Annotated in this window: 16 protein-coding genes; 5 read left to right on the forward strand and 11 right to left on the reverse strand. The window is 74.3% G+C overall.

Annotation, left to right across the window (positions count from 1 at the left end):
• Positions 1-59: 59 nt before the first annotated feature.
• Positions 60-1,265 carry a TerD family protein gene (locus ACGFS9_RS23790; RefSeq protein WP_393256002.1) on the forward strand — a complete coding sequence of 402 codons (1,206 nt, stop codon included), beginning with the start codon at positions 60-62 and terminating at the stop codon, positions 1,263-1,265.
• A 203-nt stretch (positions 1,266-1,468) separates the two neighbouring features.
• Here the strand turns inward: ACGFS9_RS23790 and ACGFS9_RS23795 are convergent, their stop codons facing one another.
• Both ACGFS9_RS23795 and ACGFS9_RS23800 read right to left on the reverse strand, forming a co-directional pair.
• A complete protein-coding gene (locus ACGFS9_RS23795; protein WP_393255951.1) occupies positions 1,469-2,941 on the reverse strand; it encodes an alkaline phosphatase PhoX in 1,473 nt (490 codons plus the stop codon).
• A 695-nt stretch (positions 2,942-3,636) separates the two neighbouring features.
• Complete coding sequence (locus ACGFS9_RS23800; protein WP_393255952.1) at positions 3,637-5,061, reverse strand: hypothetical protein; 1,425 nt, start codon at positions 5,059-5,061, stop codon at positions 3,637-3,639.
• Positions 5,062-5,468: 407 nt separating this feature from the next.
• Here ACGFS9_RS23800 and ACGFS9_RS23805 point away from each other — a divergent pair, with 407 nt between their 5' ends.
• On the forward strand, positions 5,469-7,295 hold the full coding sequence (locus tag ACGFS9_RS23805) for an endonuclease/exonuclease/phosphatase family protein (protein WP_393255953.1): 1,827 nt from the start codon (positions 5,469-5,471) through the stop codon (positions 7,293-7,295).
• Positions 7,296-7,389: 94 nt separating this feature from the next.
• Here the strand turns inward: ACGFS9_RS23805 and ACGFS9_RS23810 are convergent, their stop codons facing one another.
• Positions 7,390-8,121, reverse strand: a complete 732-nt coding sequence (locus ACGFS9_RS23810; protein WP_393255955.1) for an SRPBCC domain-containing protein — start codon at positions 8,119-8,121, stop codon at positions 7,390-7,392.
• A 20-nt stretch (positions 8,122-8,141) separates the two neighbouring features.
• The gene (locus ACGFS9_RS23815; RefSeq protein WP_393255956.1) at positions 8,142-8,846 is read right to left on the reverse strand and encodes an ArsR/SmtB family transcription factor; all 705 of its coding nucleotides are present in this window, start codon (positions 8,844-8,846) and stop codon (positions 8,142-8,144) included.
• A 409-nt stretch (positions 8,847-9,255) separates the two neighbouring features.
• On the opposite strand from ACGFS9_RS23815, the gene ACGFS9_RS23820 reads away from it, so the two are divergent.
• Together ACGFS9_RS23820 and dapA are read left to right on the forward strand one after the other, a co-directional pair.
• Complete coding sequence (locus ACGFS9_RS23820; protein WP_393255958.1) at positions 9,256-10,404, forward strand: YihY/virulence factor BrkB family protein; 1,149 nt, start codon at positions 9,256-9,258, stop codon at positions 10,402-10,404.
• A 326-nt stretch (positions 10,405-10,730) separates the two neighbouring features.
• Positions 10,731-11,693 (forward strand): 4-hydroxy-tetrahydrodipicolinate synthase, encoded by a 963-nt coding sequence (gene dapA, locus ACGFS9_RS23825; RefSeq protein WP_393255960.1) that lies wholly within the window; start codon positions 10,731-10,733, stop codon positions 11,691-11,693.
• Positions 11,694-11,851: 158 nt separating this feature from the next.
• On the opposite strand, the gene ACGFS9_RS23830 is transcribed toward dapA, so the two are convergent.
• The 5 genes from ACGFS9_RS23830 to ACGFS9_RS23850 all read right to left on the reverse strand — a co-directional run bounded on the left by ACGFS9_RS23830 (position 11,852) and on the right by ACGFS9_RS23850 (position 16,030).
• Positions 11,852-13,063, reverse strand: a complete 1,212-nt coding sequence (locus ACGFS9_RS23830; RefSeq protein WP_393255962.1) for a WD40 repeat domain-containing protein — start codon at positions 13,061-13,063, stop codon at positions 11,852-11,854.
• On the reverse strand, positions 13,060-13,617 hold the full coding sequence (locus tag ACGFS9_RS23835; RefSeq protein WP_393256003.1) for a SigE family RNA polymerase sigma factor: 558 nt from the start codon (positions 13,615-13,617) through the stop codon (positions 13,060-13,062). Before ACGFS9_RS23835 ends, ACGFS9_RS23830 begins: the two co-directional genes overlap by 4 nt.
• Positions 13,618-13,984: 367 nt before the next feature.
• Positions 13,985-14,974 (reverse strand): 2,3,4,5-tetrahydropyridine-2,6-dicarboxylate N-succinyltransferase, encoded by a 990-nt coding sequence (gene dapD, locus ACGFS9_RS23840; RefSeq protein WP_393255963.1) that lies wholly within the window; start codon positions 14,972-14,974, stop codon positions 13,985-13,987.
• A gap of 164 nt (positions 14,975-15,138) precedes the next feature.
• Positions 15,139-15,675 carry a TetR/AcrR family transcriptional regulator gene (locus ACGFS9_RS23845; protein WP_393255964.1) on the reverse strand — a complete coding sequence of 179 codons (537 nt, stop codon included), beginning with the start codon at positions 15,673-15,675 and terminating at the stop codon, positions 15,139-15,141.
• Positions 15,676-15,709: 34 nt separating this feature from the next.
• Positions 15,710-16,030: a DMT family transporter gene (locus tag ACGFS9_RS23850; protein ID WP_393255966.1), complete on the reverse strand. Its 321-nt coding sequence runs from the start codon at positions 16,028-16,030 to the stop codon at positions 15,710-15,712.
• A 244-nt stretch (positions 16,031-16,274) separates the two neighbouring features.
• Between ACGFS9_RS23850 and ACGFS9_RS23855 the strand changes: the two genes are divergently transcribed.
• A complete protein-coding gene (locus ACGFS9_RS23855; protein WP_393255968.1) occupies positions 16,275-17,288 on the forward strand; it encodes a hypothetical protein in 1,014 nt (337 codons plus the stop codon).
• Positions 17,289-17,401: 113 nt separating this feature from the next.
• On the opposite strand, the gene ACGFS9_RS23860 is transcribed toward ACGFS9_RS23855, so the two are convergent.
• Both ACGFS9_RS23860 and sufU read right to left on the reverse strand, forming a co-directional pair.
• Positions 17,402-17,755 carry a metal-sulfur cluster assembly factor gene (locus ACGFS9_RS23860; RefSeq protein WP_393255970.1) on the reverse strand — a complete coding sequence of 118 codons (354 nt, stop codon included), beginning with the start codon at positions 17,753-17,755 and terminating at the stop codon, positions 17,402-17,404.
• Positions 17,752-18,225: a Fe-S cluster assembly sulfur transfer protein SufU gene (gene sufU, locus ACGFS9_RS23865; RefSeq protein WP_393255972.1), complete on the reverse strand. Its 474-nt coding sequence runs from the start codon at positions 18,223-18,225 to the stop codon at positions 17,752-17,754. Before sufU ends, ACGFS9_RS23860 begins: the two co-directional genes overlap by 4 nt.
• Positions 18,226-18,232 lie beyond the last annotated feature (7 nt).

The raw sequence follows: 18,232 nt of genomic DNA on the forward strand, positions 1-18,232 counted from the left end.
CGGGTCCCGGGTAAGGGAACGGTAAAGCGCCCTTGCTCGTTACCCCAGGCATGACCGCTATGACCCCCGGCTCGAACATCCCCCTCCCCGTCTCCCGCGTGACGGTGGACGTCACCGCCCCGGTGCGGCTCGACGTGTCGGGCCTGCTGCTCACCGCCGACGGCAAGGTGCGCTCCGACGAGGACTTCATCTTCTACAACCAGCCCGCCGGCCCCGGCGTGACCTACCGCTCCGGCGGCGGCGCCGCACCGGACGCGATCACCGTCGACACGTCCGCGGTCCCGCCGGGCATCGAGAAGATCGTCGTCACGGCGAGCCCGGACGCCGCCGGCCAGTCCTTCCAGGGCATCGAGCCCACCGCGACGATCCGCGGCGCGGACGACGGCGCGGTGCTGGCCACCTTCACCCCGCCCCGGCTGGGCACGGAGACGGCCCTGGTGATCGTCGAGATCTACCTCCGCAACGGCGCGTGGAAGGCCCGCGCCGTCGGCCAGGGGTACGCGAACGGCCTGGCGGGCATCGCCACCGACTTCGGCGTCAGCGTGGAGGAGCCCGCTGCGGCCGCCCCGCAGGCCGCCGCACCGCAGGCCCCCGTGACGCCCCCGGCGCCGGCCGCCGACCCCCGCGTCACCGCTCCGCCGGCCCCGGCGGCGCCTCCGGCTCCCCCCGCCGCCGCCCCGGGCGGCGGGAAGATCAACCTGGACAAGGGCCGGGTCAGCCTCCAGAAGAACCAGACGGTCTCCCTGGTCAAGGACGGCCGTCCCCTCCTCTCCCAGGTCCGCATGGGCCTCGGCTGGGAGCCGGCCTACCGCGGCAAGGACATCGACCTGGACGCCTCGGTCATCGCCTACGGGCCGCAGCGCAACCACGTCGACAGCTGCTACTTCGGCAAGCTGTCGATCGTGAACGGCGCGATCAAGCACTCCGGTGACAATCTCACCGGTGAGGGCGGCGGGGACGACGAGGTGATCACCGTCGACCTGGGCCGGCTGCCCCAGGAGGTCACCGGCCTGGTGTTCACGGTGAACTCCTTCTCCGGCCAGAAGTTCACCGAGGTCGCCAAGGCCTACTGCCGTCTCCTCGACGCCGCCACCGGCGAGGAACTCGTCCGCTTCGACCTCACCAACGCCGAGGCGCAGACGGGCGTGATGATGGCGAAACTGATCAGGCAGTTCTCCGGCGAGTGGGAGATGACCGCCATGGGCGAGTTCGTCAAGGGCCGCACCGTCCGCAGCATGGTGAAGCCGGCCGCCGAGTCCCTCTGACCGGGCGGCCCGCCGGCCCCGGGGGCGGCTCGCTTCCCCGCCCCCGGGGCCCCGCACGGCCTTCTCGCGCCCCTGCCCCTCTTCCCTCGCCCCCCTCCCTCGGCCGCGCCCGGGACCCCGCTCCGCGAACGGGACCGGGCCGGATGCCGCGGACACCCTCCGGCAGGGACGCCGACGGGCAGGGAGCTTGGGGGGAAGGGTGTTCAGCCGCGCTTCTGGCGCTTCCAGGGGCCGGTGATGGCGAGCATGATGCCCGGCGTCTGGATGTTGGCGTAGAGGGTCCGGCCGTCGGGCGAGAAGGTGACGCCGGTGAACTCGCTGTACTCGGGCTCCTCCGCCGTGCCGATGTTGAGTTCGTTGCGCGCGATCGGGTACGTGCGGCCGCTCTCCGTGGCGCCGAAGAGGTGCTGGATGCCGTCGCCGTCCTCGGCGATGACGAGCCCGCCGTACGGGGAGACGGTGATGTTGTCGGGGCCGTCGAACGCGCCGTCCACCGACGGGTCGGGGTTCACGCCCAGCAGGATCTTCAGCGTCAGGGTGCGGCGCTTGGGGTCGTAGAACCAGACGGCGCCGTCGTGCGGCCGGCCGGGGCTCTCGGTACGGGCGAAGGAGGAGACGATGTAGACGCCGCCGTCCCCCCACCACATGCCCTCGAGCTTGCGGGCGCGGGTGACCTGGCCGTCGGTGAACTGCTTGCGGACCGAGACGGTCTTCGCGTCGCGGTCGGGCACGTCCACCCAGTCCACGCCGTACACGGTGCCGATCTTCGTGGCGCGGGAAAGGTCGTCGACGTACCGGCCGCCGGAGTCGAAGCACTTGAAGGCCTGGAGCGAGCCGTCGGTGTCGCCGAGGGTGCGGAGCCGGCCGTGGCCGTGCTCGAAGCCCTGCGGGGGCGTCCAGCGGTACAGCAGGCCGTTGGGGCCCGAGGCGTCCTCGGTGAGGTAGAGGCGGCCGCGCTTGGGGTCGACGACGACGGCCTCGTGGGCGTAGCGGCCGAGGGCCTTGATGGGCTTGGGGTCCCGGTTGCGGCGGCGGTCCTCGGGGTCGACCTCGAAGACGTAGCCGTGGTCCTTGGTGAAGCCGTTGGTGCCGGCCTTGTCCTCGGTCTCCTCGCAGGTGAGCCAGGTGCCCCACGGGGTGTTGCCGCCCGCGCAGTTGGTGGCCGTGCCGGCGATGCCGACCCACTCGGCGACCTTGTCCCGGCGCACCTCGACGACCGTGCAGCCGCCCGCGGCGGCGGGGTCGTAGACGAGGCCCTCGGCGAGCGGGACGGGGAAGGGCCACTTGGCGCGGGCGCCCGCCAGCTCGTGGTTGTTCACCAGCAGGGTGGCGCCGCGCGGGCCGCTGAAGGTGGACGTGCCGTCGTGGTTGGAGGGGGTGAACTCACCCGACTCCAGCTTGGTGACACCGCTGTGGGTGATGACCCGGTAGCTGAATCCGGCGGGGAGGGAGAGCAGGCCCTCGGGGTCGGTGACGAGCGGACCGTAGCCGACGCCGCAGTGGCCGTGGTCGTGACCGTGGCGGCCCGCGGCGGACCCGTCGCCGGCGTGGGCGTCCGTCTCGGTGGCCGCGAGCGCGTTCGGCGCGGTGGCGAGGGCTCCTACGCTGCCGATCAGGGCCACGCCTGCGCCGGTGATCGCGGACTGTCTGGCGAAGTCCCTGCGGGTGAGCGACATGTGATGTCTCCTGTGACGGTGGACTCGGGCTGCCGTGGGGGGCGGGTGGCGACCTCGTACGCGGCCACACCGTCCCGCCCCCGTCTGAACGCGAGTTGAACGCGCACCGACGCCAGGGGGCCCGCTTGCGTGAATCCACCCGCCCGGCGCATCCGGAGCACCGCACGCCGCGCCGGGCACCGCCGCTGCCCGGACCCCTCGCGGCCCCCATCCCGCACCCCGTCGGCCGCCCGGACGCCGTCGTCGCACCCGAGCACCCGAGCACCCGAGCACCCGAGCACCCGCGTGCGCGTACCCGCCCCGGCCGTGGCGGGCACCGCTCCCCCGCGCGGTGTTCGCCGGGCCCGGGCACTGGCTCGCCCCGGTCCGCGCCCCACCCGTCGCGCGGCCGGTGCGGGCCCGGCGCACGGGCGGCGCGGACGGACGTCGGGCCGTCACCGGCCGCGCCGAACGCTCCGCGCGGGCCGGGCGGGCGGGGCGGGCGGGCCGGGCGGAAGGGAGCAGCGCCCGCCGATCGGGCCGCGCGGCGTCCGCGGCCCGCTCGACGGGTACGGTCCGGCCCCGACCGCACTGCGGCCGACAGCCGTTGCGTGGCCGGAGGGACGGGCCCGTTCGCGGCGGCGGGACCGGTCACCGCCTCGGCGTACGCTCCGCCGGATGCCCGGGGCCGCGCCGCGGGCACCCGGGGCCGGGCGTCAGCCCGCCTGCTGGGAGCGGGCCTTGAACGCCGCCTTGCGGGCCTCCTTGGCGATCTTCTTGTCGGGGTGCAGCCTCCCCATCGCGTCGAGGACCTCCGGGGTCGCCGGGTGGCCGACGCGCCAGGCGGTGTCGAAGAAGCCGCTGTGCTGCCGGGCCAGCCCCTCCACCAGGGCCTGGAGCTCGTCGGAGTTGCCCTCGGCGGCGAGTTGGGCGGCGATCGTGTCGACGGTGAGCCAGAAGACGAGGTCCTCGGAGGGCGGGGGCACGTCGGCGGCGCCGTTCTCCGACAGCCAGACGCGGGCGAGGCCCCCCAGTTCGGGATCGTCGAGCACGCCGCGCAGTGCGGGCTCCGCCTCCGGGCCGACCAGGGAGAGTGCCTGCTGGCAGTGCAGGCGGCGCAGCGGGGCACCGGGGTCGCCGCCGCGTGCGGCGGCGAGCAGTTCCCCGGCGGCGGGCAGCGCCTCGCGCCGGGCGAGCCACTGCTCGATCTCGGCCTGCGCGGCGGCGGGCGGGAAGCCGGCGGTGCCGTCGAGGAGTGCGTCGGCACCCTTGTCGGCGAGGTCGCCGACGGCGGGGGCCGCGAAGCCGGCCTCGGCGAGGCGGGCACGCAGTCCGTAGAGGCCGAGCGGGGTCAGCCGGACGACGCCGTAGCGGGAGACGTCGGTGTCGTCGACGGGTGCGGCCGGCTCCTCGTCGGCGTCGGCCATGAGTGCCTCGTCGACGGGCTGGAAGGCGACGAGGCCGATGGGCTCCAGCAGCCGGAACTGGTCGTCGAGGCGCATCATGGCGTCCGAGACCTGTTCCAGGACGTCGTCGGTGGGCTCGCCCATGTCGTCCGGCACGATCATGGAGGCGGCGAGCGCGGGCAGCGGCACGGGGACCTCGTCGGCGGTGTCCTCGCCGACGGTCAGCAGGTACAGGTTGCCGAGCACGCCGTCGAGGAACTCGGCCTCCGCCTCGGGGTCCCAGTCCAGCGAGGAGAGGTCGATCTCGCCGGTCTCGTCCAGGGCCTCGACGAGGTCGTCGAGGTCGGGCACGGCGGCGTCGGCGAGGACGGTGTCGAGGGCGCCGAGCCAGACGGCGAGGACGTCCTGCGGGGCTCCGGAGGTGAGCAGGGCGAGGTCCTCGCCCGCGGCGACGGTGCCCTCCTCCTCGTCGGTGATCTCGACGAGCCCGGTGTCGACGGCGACCCGCCAGGCCTCACCGGCCAGGGCGGCCGCGTCGTCGCCGGCCAGACCGAGGACGCCGGCCGCCTCGGGGAGCTGTTCCTCGACGAGTTCGCCGCCGGCTCCCACCCGGGTGCCGGGCCCGGCCCAACGGGCCAGCCGCGCGGCGTGGGAGAGCAGGGGCGCGGCGAGCGCGTCCCGCGCCAGCCGGGCCTCGGAGAGCAGCCGCACCGGCGGCAAGGAGCTGTCTGACATCGGCTGGGTTCTCCTCCGAACAACCTCACGAGCAGGGCACACGGACCGGACGGGCGATCATCCGGGGCCGAGCCCCGGCGACGGCGGGCCGCCGTCGGCCGCGGCGGACACGGGAGGGCGCCGGGCGCGCCGGGACCCGAGGATCCGAAGCCGCCCGGGGCGTCCGTGCCGACAGCTCAGCCTAGACGGATTTCCACCCATGCCGCCCGGTTCATGTCTCGGACAGCTCTCGGACATCGCTGAAACCTTGACAACTCCCTGCGCCACACACGAGATTGACGCGCGTAGAAGTTCAACGGCCGTGCGGACCGTCCACTTCTACGCGCGTCACCGGCCCGCCGTCGGGTCGCGCTCCTTCCAGCACCCACCCTCGTCCCGGCGCCCAAGAACGCCCCCGGAGGACTCCCTTGCCGAGCAAGAGAACGTCGCGCATCGGCGCGCTGACCGTCGCAGCCGTCTGCTCCACCCTGTCCGCCGTGGTGCTGAGCACCCCGGCCCACGCGGACTCCGTCCGCATCCACGACATCCAGGGCACCACCCGGACCTCGCCGCTGGCGGGCAGGACGGTCACGGACGTGCCCGGCGTCGTCACCGGCGTCCGGACCTACGGTTCGTCGAAGGGCTTCTGGTTCCAGGACCCCGACGCGGACGACGACCCGGCCACCAGTGAGGGTGTCTTCGTCTACACCGGCTCCGCGCCGAAGGTCGCGGTCGGCGACGCCGTCACCGTCACGGGCACCGTCTCGGAGTACGTCCCCGGCGGCGTCGCGAGCGGCAACCAGTCGGTGACCGAGATCACCAAGGCCACGGTCGCCGTCGCCTCCACGGGCAACCCCGTGCCGGCCGCGACGGTCGTCGACGCCCGCTCGGTGCCGGACGCCTACACGCCCGCGGGCGACACCGCGGCGGCCGGTTCGGTCAACGCCCTCCCGCTCGAGCCGGCGACGTACGCCCTGGACTACTACGAGTCCCTCGAAGGCATGAACGTGCAGGTCGCGGACACCCGCGTGGTCACCGCCACCGACCCGTACACCGAGCTGTGGGTCACGGTGAAGCCGCGCGAGAACGCGACCCCCCGGGGCGGTTCGCTGTACGGCTCGTACACCGCGCAGAACACCGGACGGCTCCAGATCCAGTCACTCGGCGCGACGGCCGACTTCCCGACCGCGAACGTCGGCGACAAGCTCGCCGGCACGACCGCGGGCCCCCTCGACTACACCCAGTACGGCGGCTACACGCTCGTCGCCAACCAGCTCGGCACCCTGGAGAAGGGCGGCCTGGAGCGCGAGACCACGCACCGGCAGGGACGCCACGAGCTGGCGGTGGCGACGTACAACGTCGAGAACCTGGACCCGTCGGACACCACGTTCGAGGCCCACGCCTCCGCGATCGTGAACAACCTCCGGTCGCCCGACATCGTGTCCCTGGAGGAGATCCAGGACAACAACGGCGCGACCGACGACGGCACCGTCGCCGCCGACGTCACGGTGAACAAGCTGATCGACGCGATCGTCGCGGCCGGCGGCCCCCGCTACGACTGGCGGTCCGTCGACCCGGTCAACGACGAGGACGGCGGCCAGCCGGGCGGCAACATCCGCCAGGTCTTCCTCTTCAACCCGGCGCGGGTGTCGTTCACCGACCGCCCCGGCGGCGACTCCACGACGGCCGTCGGTGTGAGGAAGGTGCACGGCAAGGCGCAGCTCACCGCGTCGCCCGGCCGCGTCGCCCCGGCCGACGCCGCGTGGGAGGACAGCCGCAAGCCGCTCGCCGGGGAGTTCGTCTTCCGCGGCAAGACCGTGATCGTGATAGCCAACCACCTGAACTCCAAGGGCGGCGACCAGGCGCTGACCTCGCAGTACCAGCCGCCGAAGCGCAGCTCGGAGGTGCAGCGGCACGCCCAGGCGACGGTGGTGAACACCTTCGTCAAGGAGGTGCTCGCGGCGCAGCGGAACGCCGACGTCATCGCGCTCGGCGACATCAACGACTTCGAGTTCTCCGACACGACGAAGATCCTGGAGGGTGACGGCGCCCTCTGGTCGGCGATCAAGTCGCTGCCGAAGAACGAGCGTTACACGTACGACTACCAGGGCAACGCGCAGGTCCTCGACCAGATCCTGGTCAGCCCCTCGATCCGCAGGGGCTGCGACCTGCGCTACGACAGCGTCCACATCAACTCGGAGTTCTCCGACCAGATCAGCGACCACGACCCGCAGGTGCTGCGGTTCCGCCCGTAGTCACGGGGACGCACCGGAGCCCGGCCCACGGCACGACCTGCCGTGGGCCGGGCTCCGCGCCGTCCGCCCGCGGCGGCGGTGGACGGGGCGCGGCTCAGGCGGCGAAGACGCCTTCCAGCCAGCGCTTCCACGGGCTCCCGCCGGCCCCGGGCCCGGCGTCCGGCGCGAAGTCGTGGACGCTGACGCCGACCGGCGCGCCCCAGTGGTCCCGTCCGAAGAACCGGACGAGGGCGTCGTCGGTGCGCAGCCCGATGAAGTACGGGTCCCGGTAGTCGACCACGGCGTCGAACTGCGCGCCGTCCGGACCCTGTACGCGTACCGCGGCCCCCGCGGCGGTGCCGTCCGCGAGGCCGAGGGCGCGTCCCACGGCGGCGAAGGAACCGGCCGCCGAGGAGGCGGCGGGCCCCGCGGCGGAGGCGAAGGCGACCGGGCGTCCCGCGAAGTGGGTCACGTACTCGCGCAGGGTGTGCAGATAGAAGTCGGTGTGCCGGTCGGCCCCGTCGTACTGGTTGTCCCAGTCGTCGGTGAAGATGCCGCTGTGCACGTAGCGCACCCAGGAGGCGCGGCCCCCGTCCCGGGGTTCGATGGTGTGGTCGACGACGTTGAGGCTCTGCGTCGGGGACCCGACGTCCTCGCTGCGCACGCTCAGCCGGTGCGGCGGTTCCCAGACGGTGACGGTGCTCCCGAAGGGCCCGGCACCCCCCTCGCGCGGCTCGTACTCCATCGGCCACAGCCAGCCGCCGCTGCCGTCGGTGACCGCCTCCCACACCTGCCGGGGGGCGACGGCCACCTCGTACTCGCGGACGATCTCGAATTCCTGGGACATGGTCGGGGCTCCTGGCCGGGTCAGCGGGCGGTCTCGTGGTTCTCGGGCCTGTCGTCCGCGGGGGCGGCGCCGGTCAGGGCCCGGGGGCCGCCCGCGTCCCGGACCTCCCCGGCCTCCTCGGACGCGGGGGCTCCGGCCGCCTCGGGACGGACCGCGGGGTGGACGGCGACGACGATCCGGTGCGGGCGTCCGCCCGCCGCGTCCCCGTCGTGGTACTTGTCGACGAGCGCGGCGACGCCGGCCGTCAACTCCGCGATGAAGGCCGCCCGGTCGGCCGCGGAGCCGAACGTCACCTCGCCGTCCAGGGCGTAGGTGGCCAGCCGCTTGCGGGCCCGGGCGGCACCGACGACCAGGGTGCCGACGTCCCGGACGAGGCGGGCGCCGAGGGCCAGGAGCCAGCGGGCCGACATCCGGTCCCGGAAGCGGTCCGGATCGGGCTGCACGGCGGCGAGCGCGAGCGGCGAGATGACGTACGAGGCGGCGGTCGCGCGCATCAGCCGCTCGGTGACGTTGCCCTTGCGGCGCTCGCCGGCCAGCTCGACCAGGCCGTGCCGCTCCAGCGTCTTGAGGTGGTAGTTCACCTTCTGCCGGGGCAGACCGACCTTGCCGGCCAGCATCGTCGCCGACGCCGGCCCGGCGGCCAGCTCGGCCAGCAGCCGGGCCCTCACGGGATCCAGCGCCGCGGCGGCGGCCTCGGCGTCCTCGATCACGGTCACGTCCAACATGCCTCCACCCTCGCACCGACCACTTTTTTTGTCCAGGCGGGTGAAGTGGTCGGCGAGCGCCGGCGAAACGCCGCCGCGGCGCGAGACGGGCGGCGCGGCGCGAGAGGGGCGGCGCGGCCTCCCCCGCTCCCGCCGGCCCTCTCAGCCCCCTCGGCCCCTCGCCCCCCTTCGACCCCCTCAGCCCCCTCAGCCCTCTCAGCCCCCTCGATGCTCCCGGGTCGCTCTGCGGCACCCCAGGGCGGTCCATCGGCGTCCCCGAGGGCTTCAGCCGCCGGATTCGGGCAACCAGCCGGACATGGACGAGAAGCGACCGGGGTCGAGGCAGCCAGCTCTTGCGGACACGGGGGCGACGGGGGGTGACGCCCGGGGGGACGCGAACGCGGGCCCGGGCGGCGGGGCGCGGCCGGGGGTGAGCCCGCGACCGGACGCGAACACCCGCCGAGAGGCGGAGGCGGCGCCCGGGACCGGCTCCGACCCGGGCGCGGACGCCCGCGCGCAGACGCCCCCGGACCGGGGGCCCGAGCCGGCCCGCGAGGCGGACGCCGGCGGCGCGGCCCCCCTGACCGCGCGCTCGTGGTGGGCGGTGTCGTGGCGCACCGCGAAGGAGTTCCGGGAAGACGAACTCCCGGACCGGGCCGCGGCGCTGACGTACTACGGGGTGCTGTCGCTGTTCCCCGCGCTCCTGGTGCTGGTGTCCCTGCTGGGCGTCGTGGGACAGCGCGTCACCGGCCGGCTCCTGGAGAACATCGGGGACCTGGCACCCGGTCCGGTGCGCCGGATACTGCAGGACGCCGTGATCCAGCTCGGCGACAGCGGCGGGACGGGCGGCGTGCTGGCGGTCGTCGGACTCTGCGCGGCCCTGTGGTCCGCGTCCGGTTACGTCGGCGCCTTCATCCGCACCTCCAACGCGGTCTACGACCTGCCGGAGGGCCGACCGGTCTGGAAGGTGACGCCGCTGCGGCTCGCGCTGACCGTCACACTGATGGTGCTGCTCGCGGCGAGCGCGGTCATCGTCGTGTTCACCGGACCGCTGGCCGAGCGGGCGGGCACCGCCTTCGGGCTCGGCGAGGCCGCGATCACGGCCTGGTCGATCGCCAAATGGCCCGTCCTGCTGGTGTTCGTGCAGCTGATGATCGCGCTGCTGTACTGGGCCGCGCCCAACGTGCACGGGCACGGCTTCCGCTGGTTCAGTCCGGGCAGCGTCATCGCCACCCTGATCTGGCTGGCCGCGTCCGCCGGCTTCGCCTTCTACGCCGCTGGCTTCGGCTCGTACAACAAGACGTACGGAACGCTCGCGGGCGCCGTCGTCTTCCTGGTCTGGCTGTGGCTCACCAACCTGGCCATCCTGCTCGGCCTGGAGTTCGACGCCGAGCTGGCCCGGCAGCGGGCCATCGGCAGCGACGGACGGCTGCCCACCGAGGAGCCGTACGTGGAGCCCCGCGACACCCGCACGTGGCCGCCCCGCCTGCGGGCCCTGCTCGCCGCCCGGCAGAAGGTCGACACCGGCATCGTGCCGCCGGGCACGGGCGCCGGAGGCGACACCGCGGGGCGGGTGTGAGCCGGTCCCGCCCGGCCTCCGGCCGGACGTGATGCGGCGGCGGACCGGAACCCGGTTCGCCGCCGCATCGCTCCCCTCCAGCCCCGCGATGGGACCTGGTGCGCACCCTCGGCGCCCCGGGTACCCGGCCCGGCCCGCCCTACCCCTCCCGATCCGGACCTCCGGTCGGCCAACTCCGCCTCCCGTCGGCGCAGTCGGGACGCCGGAGCCCGGCCTCCCCTCCCCGGCCCGGCGTCTCTCCCCCCGTCGACTGATTAGCTTTCATTGCCGCTATCTCGTAGAAGAATTAAGTGGAGCTTCACCGTCGTGCGTCCGACACTCCTTGCATGAACGATGCGAGGACCGCTCCCCCGACCGCCGCCCTCCCTCTCCCCGCCGCCGCCCGGTCCACCCGCCGGCCGGACCTGTCGCTCGGCCGGGCGCTCTGCGCGATGGTCACGCCCTTCACCCCGGCGGGGGCGCTGGACCCGGACGGGGCGCAACGGCTCGCCGAGCATCTGGTGGCCGGCGGCTGCGAGGGACTGGTGCTGTCCGGGACGACGGGAGAGTCGCCCACCACCACGGACGCCGAGAAGACCACGCTGGTACGCGCGGTGCGGGAGGCGGTCGGCGACCGGGCGTCGATCGTGGCCGGGGTGGGCACGGCCGACACCCGGCACACGGTGGAGTTGGCGCTCGCGGCCGAGAAGGCGGGCGCGGACGGCCTGCTGGTGGTCGCGCCCTACTACAGCAGGCCGCCGCAGGAGGCGGTCGAGGCGCACTTCCGGGAGATCGCGGACGCGTCCGGGCTTCCCCTCGTGCTGTACGACATTCCGGGCCGGACCGGGACCCGGATCGAACCGGAGACGATGATCCGGCTGGCGGAGCACCCCCGGATCACGGCGGTCAAGGACTGCTCGTACGACCTGCTCGGCACCCAGAAGGTGCTGGCCGCAACGGAGTTGGCGTACTACGCGGGCTGCGACGAGCAGGTGGTGGCGCTCCGTGCGCTCGGCGCGTCCGGGTACGTCGGCACGGCCGCCAACGTGGCGCCCCGTCCGTTCCGCACGCTGCTCGACCTGTTCGACGCCGGGGACGGTGACGGCGCGGCCCTCCTCCAGCGCAGGCTGCTGCCGCTGGTCGAGCAGATGACGGCGGCGGGTCTGCCGGGCGCCGTCACGGCGAAGGCACTGCTCACCGACCTCGGCCTGCCCGGCGGGCCGCTCCGTCCCCCGCTGCGGCCCGCGGGCCGGGAGGCGGCCGACGCACTGCGGGCGGCCTACGGCCGGGCGATCGACGGCACCCCCTGAGACGGCACGGCCCGGCGCGCGTTCGCGGCAGGCGGGACCGGGCGAGGCCGTCCCCGCCCCTCGCGCCGGGCGGGTGGGCCGACCCCCGTCCGCCCCTCCCGTCCCGGCGCCCGGCGAGGGTGCCCTCGCCCGGTCCCTCCGCTCCCCGATCCGGCTCCTCAGCGCCGGGCGAAGAGCGGGGTCCAGCGGCCGGCGGCACCGTCGCCGCCCTGCCGGAATCCGCTGAGCGGGACGACGGTGTCGCTGCCGATGGTGACGAGCACCAGCCGGTTGCGGAACTCGTTCGCCCCCGGGGCGATGTCCCAGGCGATCAGCCGCTCGTCGTCGGCCCAGGCGAGCAGTTGCTGCCCGTGCACGGTGGCGACCCGCCGGCCCGAGCGGGCGTCGGTGATCTCCGAGGCGGTCGTCTTGGCCCCGCCCACGAAGCCGCCGGCGGCGAGCCTGCCGTTCGGGGACAGCCGCGCCTCGACGAAGCCGTCCAGGTGGGCCTCCTCGGGGGGCGCGGCGGTCCGGTCGCCGTGCAGGTCGTAGAACCGGGTTCCGGGGGCCGTGGTCACCCCCGCGTAGACCGACCGGCCGTCCCGGCCGAAGGCGAAGTCCTCACGCGCGTTCAGGTCCGAGCGGTCGGTCACCTCGCTCCAGGAGCTCGTGCCCGAGGCCACGTCCACGATGCTGAAGCCCGTCCGGCCGGAGTCGCCGAAGTCCGTTCCCCAGTCGTTCGTGCCGTCTCCGTCGGCGTCGTAGTCCAGCTTGTGGACCAGATCGGGGTTCTCGGTGTACGTCGTCGCGACCAGCTTGCGGCCGTCGGCGGAGAACGCGACCGAGGCGACCGGATGGTCCACGGGAATCCAGCGTTCGATCCGGCCGGTGAGCAGGTCGAGCAGGCCGATCCGCCGGGTCGGCAGCTCCCTCTCCAGGACGGCCGCGGTCCGCATGCCGGGGGCCACGTCGACGTACGACCACCGGGTGGCCTTCACGTACCTGCCGGTCTTCTGGTCGAGCACGCTGTAGACGCGGCCGTTGACCGCGGTGTCCGCGGACACCGCGAACCGGTGCCGGACGTAGTAGGCGGCGAGCGCCGTGTCCCCCGCGGCGACCAGGTCCCGGGGCGGCGACTGGTCCGGGTGCGCGATGACGTTGGTCCGGTTCACCTCGCTCGCGGGCCGGACCTCCTGCCCGCCTCCGCCGAGATGCGGAACGCCCACCGCGACGGCGATGGCCACGACGGCCGCCGCGGCGGCGCAGGCGAGCCGGCGGGCACGCCGCCTGCGCCGCACGGCCAGGACGCGCTCGGCGAAGTAGGGGGGTGCGGGCACACTGTCCGCGGCCTGCTCGCGGAAGGCGTCGGACACCAGCTGATCGACGTTCACGGACGCACCTCCGCGGGAGAGTTGGTGCGGGACGGCTGCTGTTCGGCGGCGGCCGGGCCCAGCGCGGCGAGTTCGGGGGCGAGGGTGCGCAGGCGGGCCAGCGAGCGGTGTGTGGTGGACCGCACGGTTCCCACGGAGCACCCCAGGATGCGGGCCACGTCGGCCTCCGGCAGGTCCTCGAAGTAGCGCAGCACGAGCACCGCGCGCTGCCGGGCGGTCAGCCGGGCCAGCGCCCCGCGCATCACCAGGCGCAGTTCGGCGGCCGACGCCGGGTCCGCTCCGGAGCCCGCCTCGGGCGTCTCGGCGACGCTCAGTTCGCGGCGCGGCCACTTCAGCCGCCACCGGCTGACCTGCTGCCGGTACAGGACGCGGCGCACGTACGCCTCCGGTTCCTCGATCCGGTTCCAGTGACCCGCCACCTTGATCAGCGCGTTCTGCAGCAGGTCCTCGGCGGTGTGCCGGTCGCCGCCGCTGAGCAGGACGGCCGTCTTCAGCAGCGCGGACGACCTGCTCGCCACGAACTCCTTGAAACTCTCCTGCGCCGCGGCATCCATCGTCACCTTCTCTTCCCCGGCGGGCTCTGTGCCCCACCCCTGTGCTTCCTCCGACGCGGCCGGACCCCCGCCGCTATGCCTGCGGGCGGGCGGGAATTTCCCGCCCGCCCGCAGCGACCGCGCGAGCCTGAGTCCGCACGCGCGGCGTCCGGGCCGCCGTCATCGCGCCCACCGGCCCGCGGGGACGCCCCGCACGGCTCGGGCGCGGGACCGCCGGGCGCCCGCCCCGGACCGCGCCACGGGAGCCGGCGCGGGACCGCCGCGCCGCGCGGGCCGGGTCCGGAGACGGGTCAGGCCCTCCCGCGCGGACGGGAGGGCCTGACCCTGGGACGGCGGGCACCGGCCGGGCCGGTGCGGTGCGGTGCCGTCAGTTGTGGCTGTGCAGCACCTCGTTCAGGCCGCCCCACACCGCGTTGTTCGGGCGGGCCTCGACCTTGCCGGTGACCGAGTTCCGGCGGAAGAGGATGTTCGAGGCGCCGGACAGGTCGCGGGCCTTGACGATCTCGCCGTCGGGCATCGTCACGCGGGTGCCGGCGGTGACGTACAGACCGGCCTCGACCACGCACTCGTCGCCGAGGGCGATCCCGACGCCGGCCTCCGCGCCGACGAGGCAGCGCTCGCCGATGGTGATGCGCACGTTGCCGCCGCCGGACAGGGTGCCCATGGTGGAGGCACCGCCGCCGATGTCGGAGCCGTCGCCGACCACGACTCCGGCGGAGATGCGGCCCTCCACCATGGAGGTGCCGAGCGTGCCGGCGTTGAAGTTGACGAAGCCCTCGTGCATGACCGTCGTGCCGGCGGCGAGGTGGGCGCCGAGGCGGACCCGGTCGGCGTCGGCGATCCGGACGCCCTTGGGGGCGACGTAGTCGGTCATCCGCGGGAACTTGTCGACGGAGGTCACCTGGAGGTGCAGGCCGGCGGCGCGCGCGTTCAGCCGGACCGTCTCGACGTCGTCCACGGCGACCGGGCCGAGCGAGGTCCAGGCGACGTTGGCGAGGAGGCCGAACAGGCCGTCGAGGTTCTGGCCGTGCGGCCGGACCAGGCGGTGCGAGAGGAGGTGCAGGCGCAGGTAGGCGTCGTGGGCGTCGAGCGGCTTGTCGTCGAGGGACGCGATGACCGTGCGGACCGCGACGACCTCGACGCCGCGGCGGGCGTCCGGGCCGATCGCCTGGGCGGCGCCGTCGCCGAGGAGCTCCACGGCCCGCTCGGCGGACAGCCGCTCGGTGCCGGCCGGGCCGGGCTCGGCGAGCAGTTCCGGCGCGGGGAACCAGGTGTCGAGGACGGTGCCGTCGGCGGTGAGGGTGGCGAGCCCGGTGGCCACGGCGCCGGTGGTACGAGAAGCAGTCGTGTCGGTCATGGGTGAAACCTAACGTGGCGCGGCCCGCCCGGGCGAACCCGGCCGCGGGGCGTCTCGGGTACCGGGCGGGCCGCGGCCGGCCCGTCTCCCCGGCGGACCCGCGGCGGCTGCCCGCGGGGCGCGTCCGTCGACGGCGCGGGCGCCCCGACGGACGCGCCCCGGCCTCACGGCAGCACGCGGGCCAGCACCTCGCGGGCGTACTCCTCGTCGTAGGCCGCGCCGGTCAGCAGGACCTGGAGGCAGATGCCGTCCAGGAGGGCGACCAGGGCGCGCGCGGTGACCGGGTCGGTGCGCCGGGCCAGCGGCTCGACCAGGCTGTCGATCCACTCGGCGGCGACCGGGCGCAGGGCGGGACGGCGGAGCGCGGCGAGGTACAGCTCGTACTCCAGCTCCACGCCCGTGCGGTCGCCCGCCAGCCACTGCCCTATCAGTCCCGCGAGATCGGCCGCGAGGTCGGTGCGGACGTCCTGGAGGGCACCGCGCGCCGCGACCACCTTCGCGAAGCCCTCGTTCGCCTGGCGCAGCGCGGCGACGAGGAGTTCGTCGAGGGTGGCGAAGTGGTAGGTGGTCGAGCCGAGCGGCACGTCGGCCTCGGCGGCGGCGGAGCGGTGGCTCAGTCCGGCGATGCCCTTCGCGCCGACGACCCGGATCGCCGCGTCGATGATCCGCTGGCGCCGCTCGGGGTCGTACCGGCGCGCCATCAGCGGCCGCCGCCCGGGGCCGGGCGCGCGGGCATCAGTGGGCCCCGCCCAGGTTGAGCAGGACGACCCCGCCGATGATCAGCGCGATGCCCGCGGCCCGCGCGAGGGTGAGCCCCTCGCCGAGGAACAGCATGCCGATCGCGGCGATGGCGGCGGTGCCGACGCCGGCCCAGATCGCGTAGGCGGTGCCGACCGAGATCGTCTTCAGGGTCTGGGCGAGCAGGGCGAAGGCGACGACGTACCCGAGGGCGGTCAGGACGGACGGCCACAGCCTGCTGAATCCCTCCGTGTACTTCATCGCGGTGGTCGCGCCGACCTCCGCCGCGATGGCTCCGGCGAGCAGTACGTATCCCATGCGGACAACGGTACCCATCGATATGTACGCCTGTACACACCGCGGGAGCCTCCTCCCGTGGGCGCCGTGCGCACCGGCGGATATCGTTCGCGATCACAGTGGGGGCGGAGTCGCACGACTCCCGGACGATGGGGTGCAGGGAATGTCGGACAGATCCGGGTGGGGACAGCAGGGACCGTACGCCGGCGCTCCGGGCGGCGGCTGGGGCTGGACCCCGCCGCCACCGCCACCGCCCAGACCGGGCGTGATACCCCTCGCACCGCTGGGCGTGGACGCGATTCTCGGCGGCGCCTTCACCACGATGGGCCGGTACGCGAAACCGCTGTTCGGCGTGGCGGCCCTGGTCCACCTGGCCCTCGGCGTGCTGGCGGCGGGCGCGGCGACGCTCGCGTACGGCATGGTCTCCGACCATGTGCACCGACTCGTCGACGGCGACGGACCGGCGCGGTGGGCCGACCTCCGGCCCCCGCTCCTGGCGTTCGGGGTGGTGTGGGCGCTCGCGCTGGTCGCGCTCCAACTGGCCACCGCGGTGGTGCAGGCCGCCTGCGCGGTGACCCTCCAGGAGGCCGTGCTGGGCCGGCCCGCCCGCTTCGCGGACGTCCTGCGCGGCACGCGCGGGCGGACTCCCTCGGTGCTCGGGGTGTCCGTCCTGTCGGGTCTCGCCGTGCTGGTCCCGACGGTCCTGGCGCTCGCTGCGTTCGCGGCGACGATCGCCGCCCTGGCTTCCGGCGCCCCGGCGGCGGCCGGTCTCCTCTTCCTGCTCACGCTGCTTCTCGTGCCGTCGGCGGTCTGGGTGTACACGCTGTTCGTGTTCGCCCCGTCCGCCGCGGTGCTGGAGACCGCGTCCCCGGTGACGGCGATGCGCCGGTCGGTGCGGCTGGTGCGCGGCGCGTGGTGGCGCACCTTCGGCGTGACGGTGCTCGCCGGCGCGATCACGGCGACAGCGGCGTCCGTGCTCCGCATGCCGCTGATGTTCACGATGCCGGTGTTCTCGTCCTACGACCCCGCGGCGCCGCCCGCGGACCCCTCGGAGGTGCTCGGGACGATGCTGCCCGCGCTGGGGCCCTACCTCGCCCTGACGGTCGCGGCGACGTTCCTCACCCAACTGGTGTCCTCGGTGTTCCTGCCGCTGGTGACGACCCTGCTCTACGTCGACCGGCGCATCCGGCGCGAGGGGCTGGCCGACGCGCTGGCGCGGGCCGCGGCCGGACCCGCCGCGTCCACGGCCCCACCGGGAGCCGCCCCCGGCCACCCGTGAGACGCTCGGCGCTGCCGCAGAACGCCCGAGGGGGCGGCACCCAAGGTGCCGCCCCCTCGGGCGTGCCGCAGCACGGCGGGTGCGAGGTACCGGATCACCGGGCCTCGGGAGTCTCAGACGTTGAAGCCGAGCGCCCTCAGCTGCTCGCGGCCGTCGTCCGTGATCTTGTCCGGGCCCCACGGCGGCATCCAGACCCAGTTGATGCGCAGTTCGTTGACGAGGCCGTCCGTGGCGGACTTGGCCTGGTCCTCGATGACGTCGGTGAGCGGACAGGCCGCCGACGTCAGGGTCATGTCGATCGTCGCGATGTTGGCGTCGTCGATGTGGATGCCGTAGATCAGGCCGAGGTTGACGACGTCGATGCCCAGCTCGGGGTCGACGACGTCGTACAGCGCCTCGCGGACCTCCTCCTCGGAGGCCGGCTTCGTCGTCAGGCTCTCGCCCGCGGCCACAGTGTCCTCGCTCATGCCGTCTCCCTCTCAGCCTTCTCGGGCCCGTCGCCCAGCGCCTGGGCCGTCGCGTCCTTCCACGCCATCCAGCTCAGCAGGGCGCACTTGACCCGGGCCGGGTACTTGGAGACGCCGGCGAACGCGACCGCGTCCTCCAGCACCTCCTCCATGGTGTCGTCGGGCTCGATCCGTCCCTTGGACTGCATCAGCTCCAGGAAGGTCTCCTGGATCTTCCGCGCGTCGCCCACGTCCTTGCCGACGAGCAGGTCGTTGAGCACCGAGGCCGAGGCCTGGCTGATCGAACAGCCCTGCCCCTCGTACGAGATGTCCTCGATCCGCTCGCCGTCGTACTTCACCCGCAGGGTGATCTCGTCCCCGCAGGTGGGGTTGACGTGGTGCACCTCGGCGTCGCCGTCCCGCAGACCGCGCCCGTGCGGGTGCTTGTAGTGGTCCAGGATGACTTCCTGGTACATCGAATCCAGCTTCACGTTCCCT

This window comes from Streptomyces sp. NPDC048566, assembly GCF_043199735.1.
GTDB lineage: Bacteria > Actinomycetota > Actinomycetes > Streptomycetales > Streptomycetaceae > Streptomyces.

What these genes read in the sequence shown, in the direction of transcription:
- ACGFS9_RS23790 (WP_393256002.1), top strand. Translation starts at nt 60, where the DNA reads ATGACCCCCGGCTCGAACATCCCCCTCCCCGTCTCCCGCGTGACGGTG.
- ACGFS9_RS23795 (WP_393255951.1), bottom strand. Translation starts at nt 2,941, where the DNA reads ATGTCGCTCACCCGCAGGGACTTCGCCAGACAGTCCGCGATCACCGGC.
- ACGFS9_RS23800 (WP_393255952.1), bottom strand. Translation starts at nt 5,061, where the DNA reads ATGTCAGACAGCTCCTTGCCGCCGGTGCGGCTGCTCTCCGAGGCCCGG.
- ACGFS9_RS23810 (WP_393255955.1), bottom strand. Translation starts at nt 8,121, where the DNA reads ATGTCCCAGGAATTCGAGATCGTCCGCGAGTACGAGGTGGCCGTCGCC.
- ACGFS9_RS23815 (WP_393255956.1), bottom strand. Translation starts at nt 8,846, where the DNA reads ATGTTGGACGTGACCGTGATCGAGGACGCCGAGGCCGCCGCCGCGGCG.
- dapA (WP_393255960.1), top strand. Translation starts at nt 10,731, where the DNA reads ATGAACGATGCGAGGACCGCTCCCCCGACCGCCGCCCTCCCTCTCCCC.
- ACGFS9_RS23835 (WP_393256003.1), bottom strand. Translation starts at nt 13,617, where the DNA reads ATGGATGCCGCGGCGCAGGAGAGTTTCAAGGAGTTCGTGGCGAGCAGG.
- dapD (WP_393255963.1), bottom strand. Translation starts at nt 14,974, where the DNA reads ATGACCGACACGACTGCTTCTCGTACCACCGGCGCCGTGGCCACCGGG.
- ACGFS9_RS23845 (WP_393255964.1), bottom strand. Translation starts at nt 15,675, where the DNA reads ATGGCGCGCCGGTACGACCCCGAGCGGCGCCAGCGGATCATCGACGCG.
- ACGFS9_RS23850 (WP_393255966.1), bottom strand. Translation starts at nt 16,030, where the DNA reads ATGGGATACGTACTGCTCGCCGGAGCCATCGCGGCGGAGGTCGGCGCG.
- ACGFS9_RS23860 (WP_393255970.1), bottom strand. Translation starts at nt 17,755, where the DNA reads ATGAGCGAGGACACTGTGGCCGCGGGCGAGAGCCTGACGACGAAGCCG.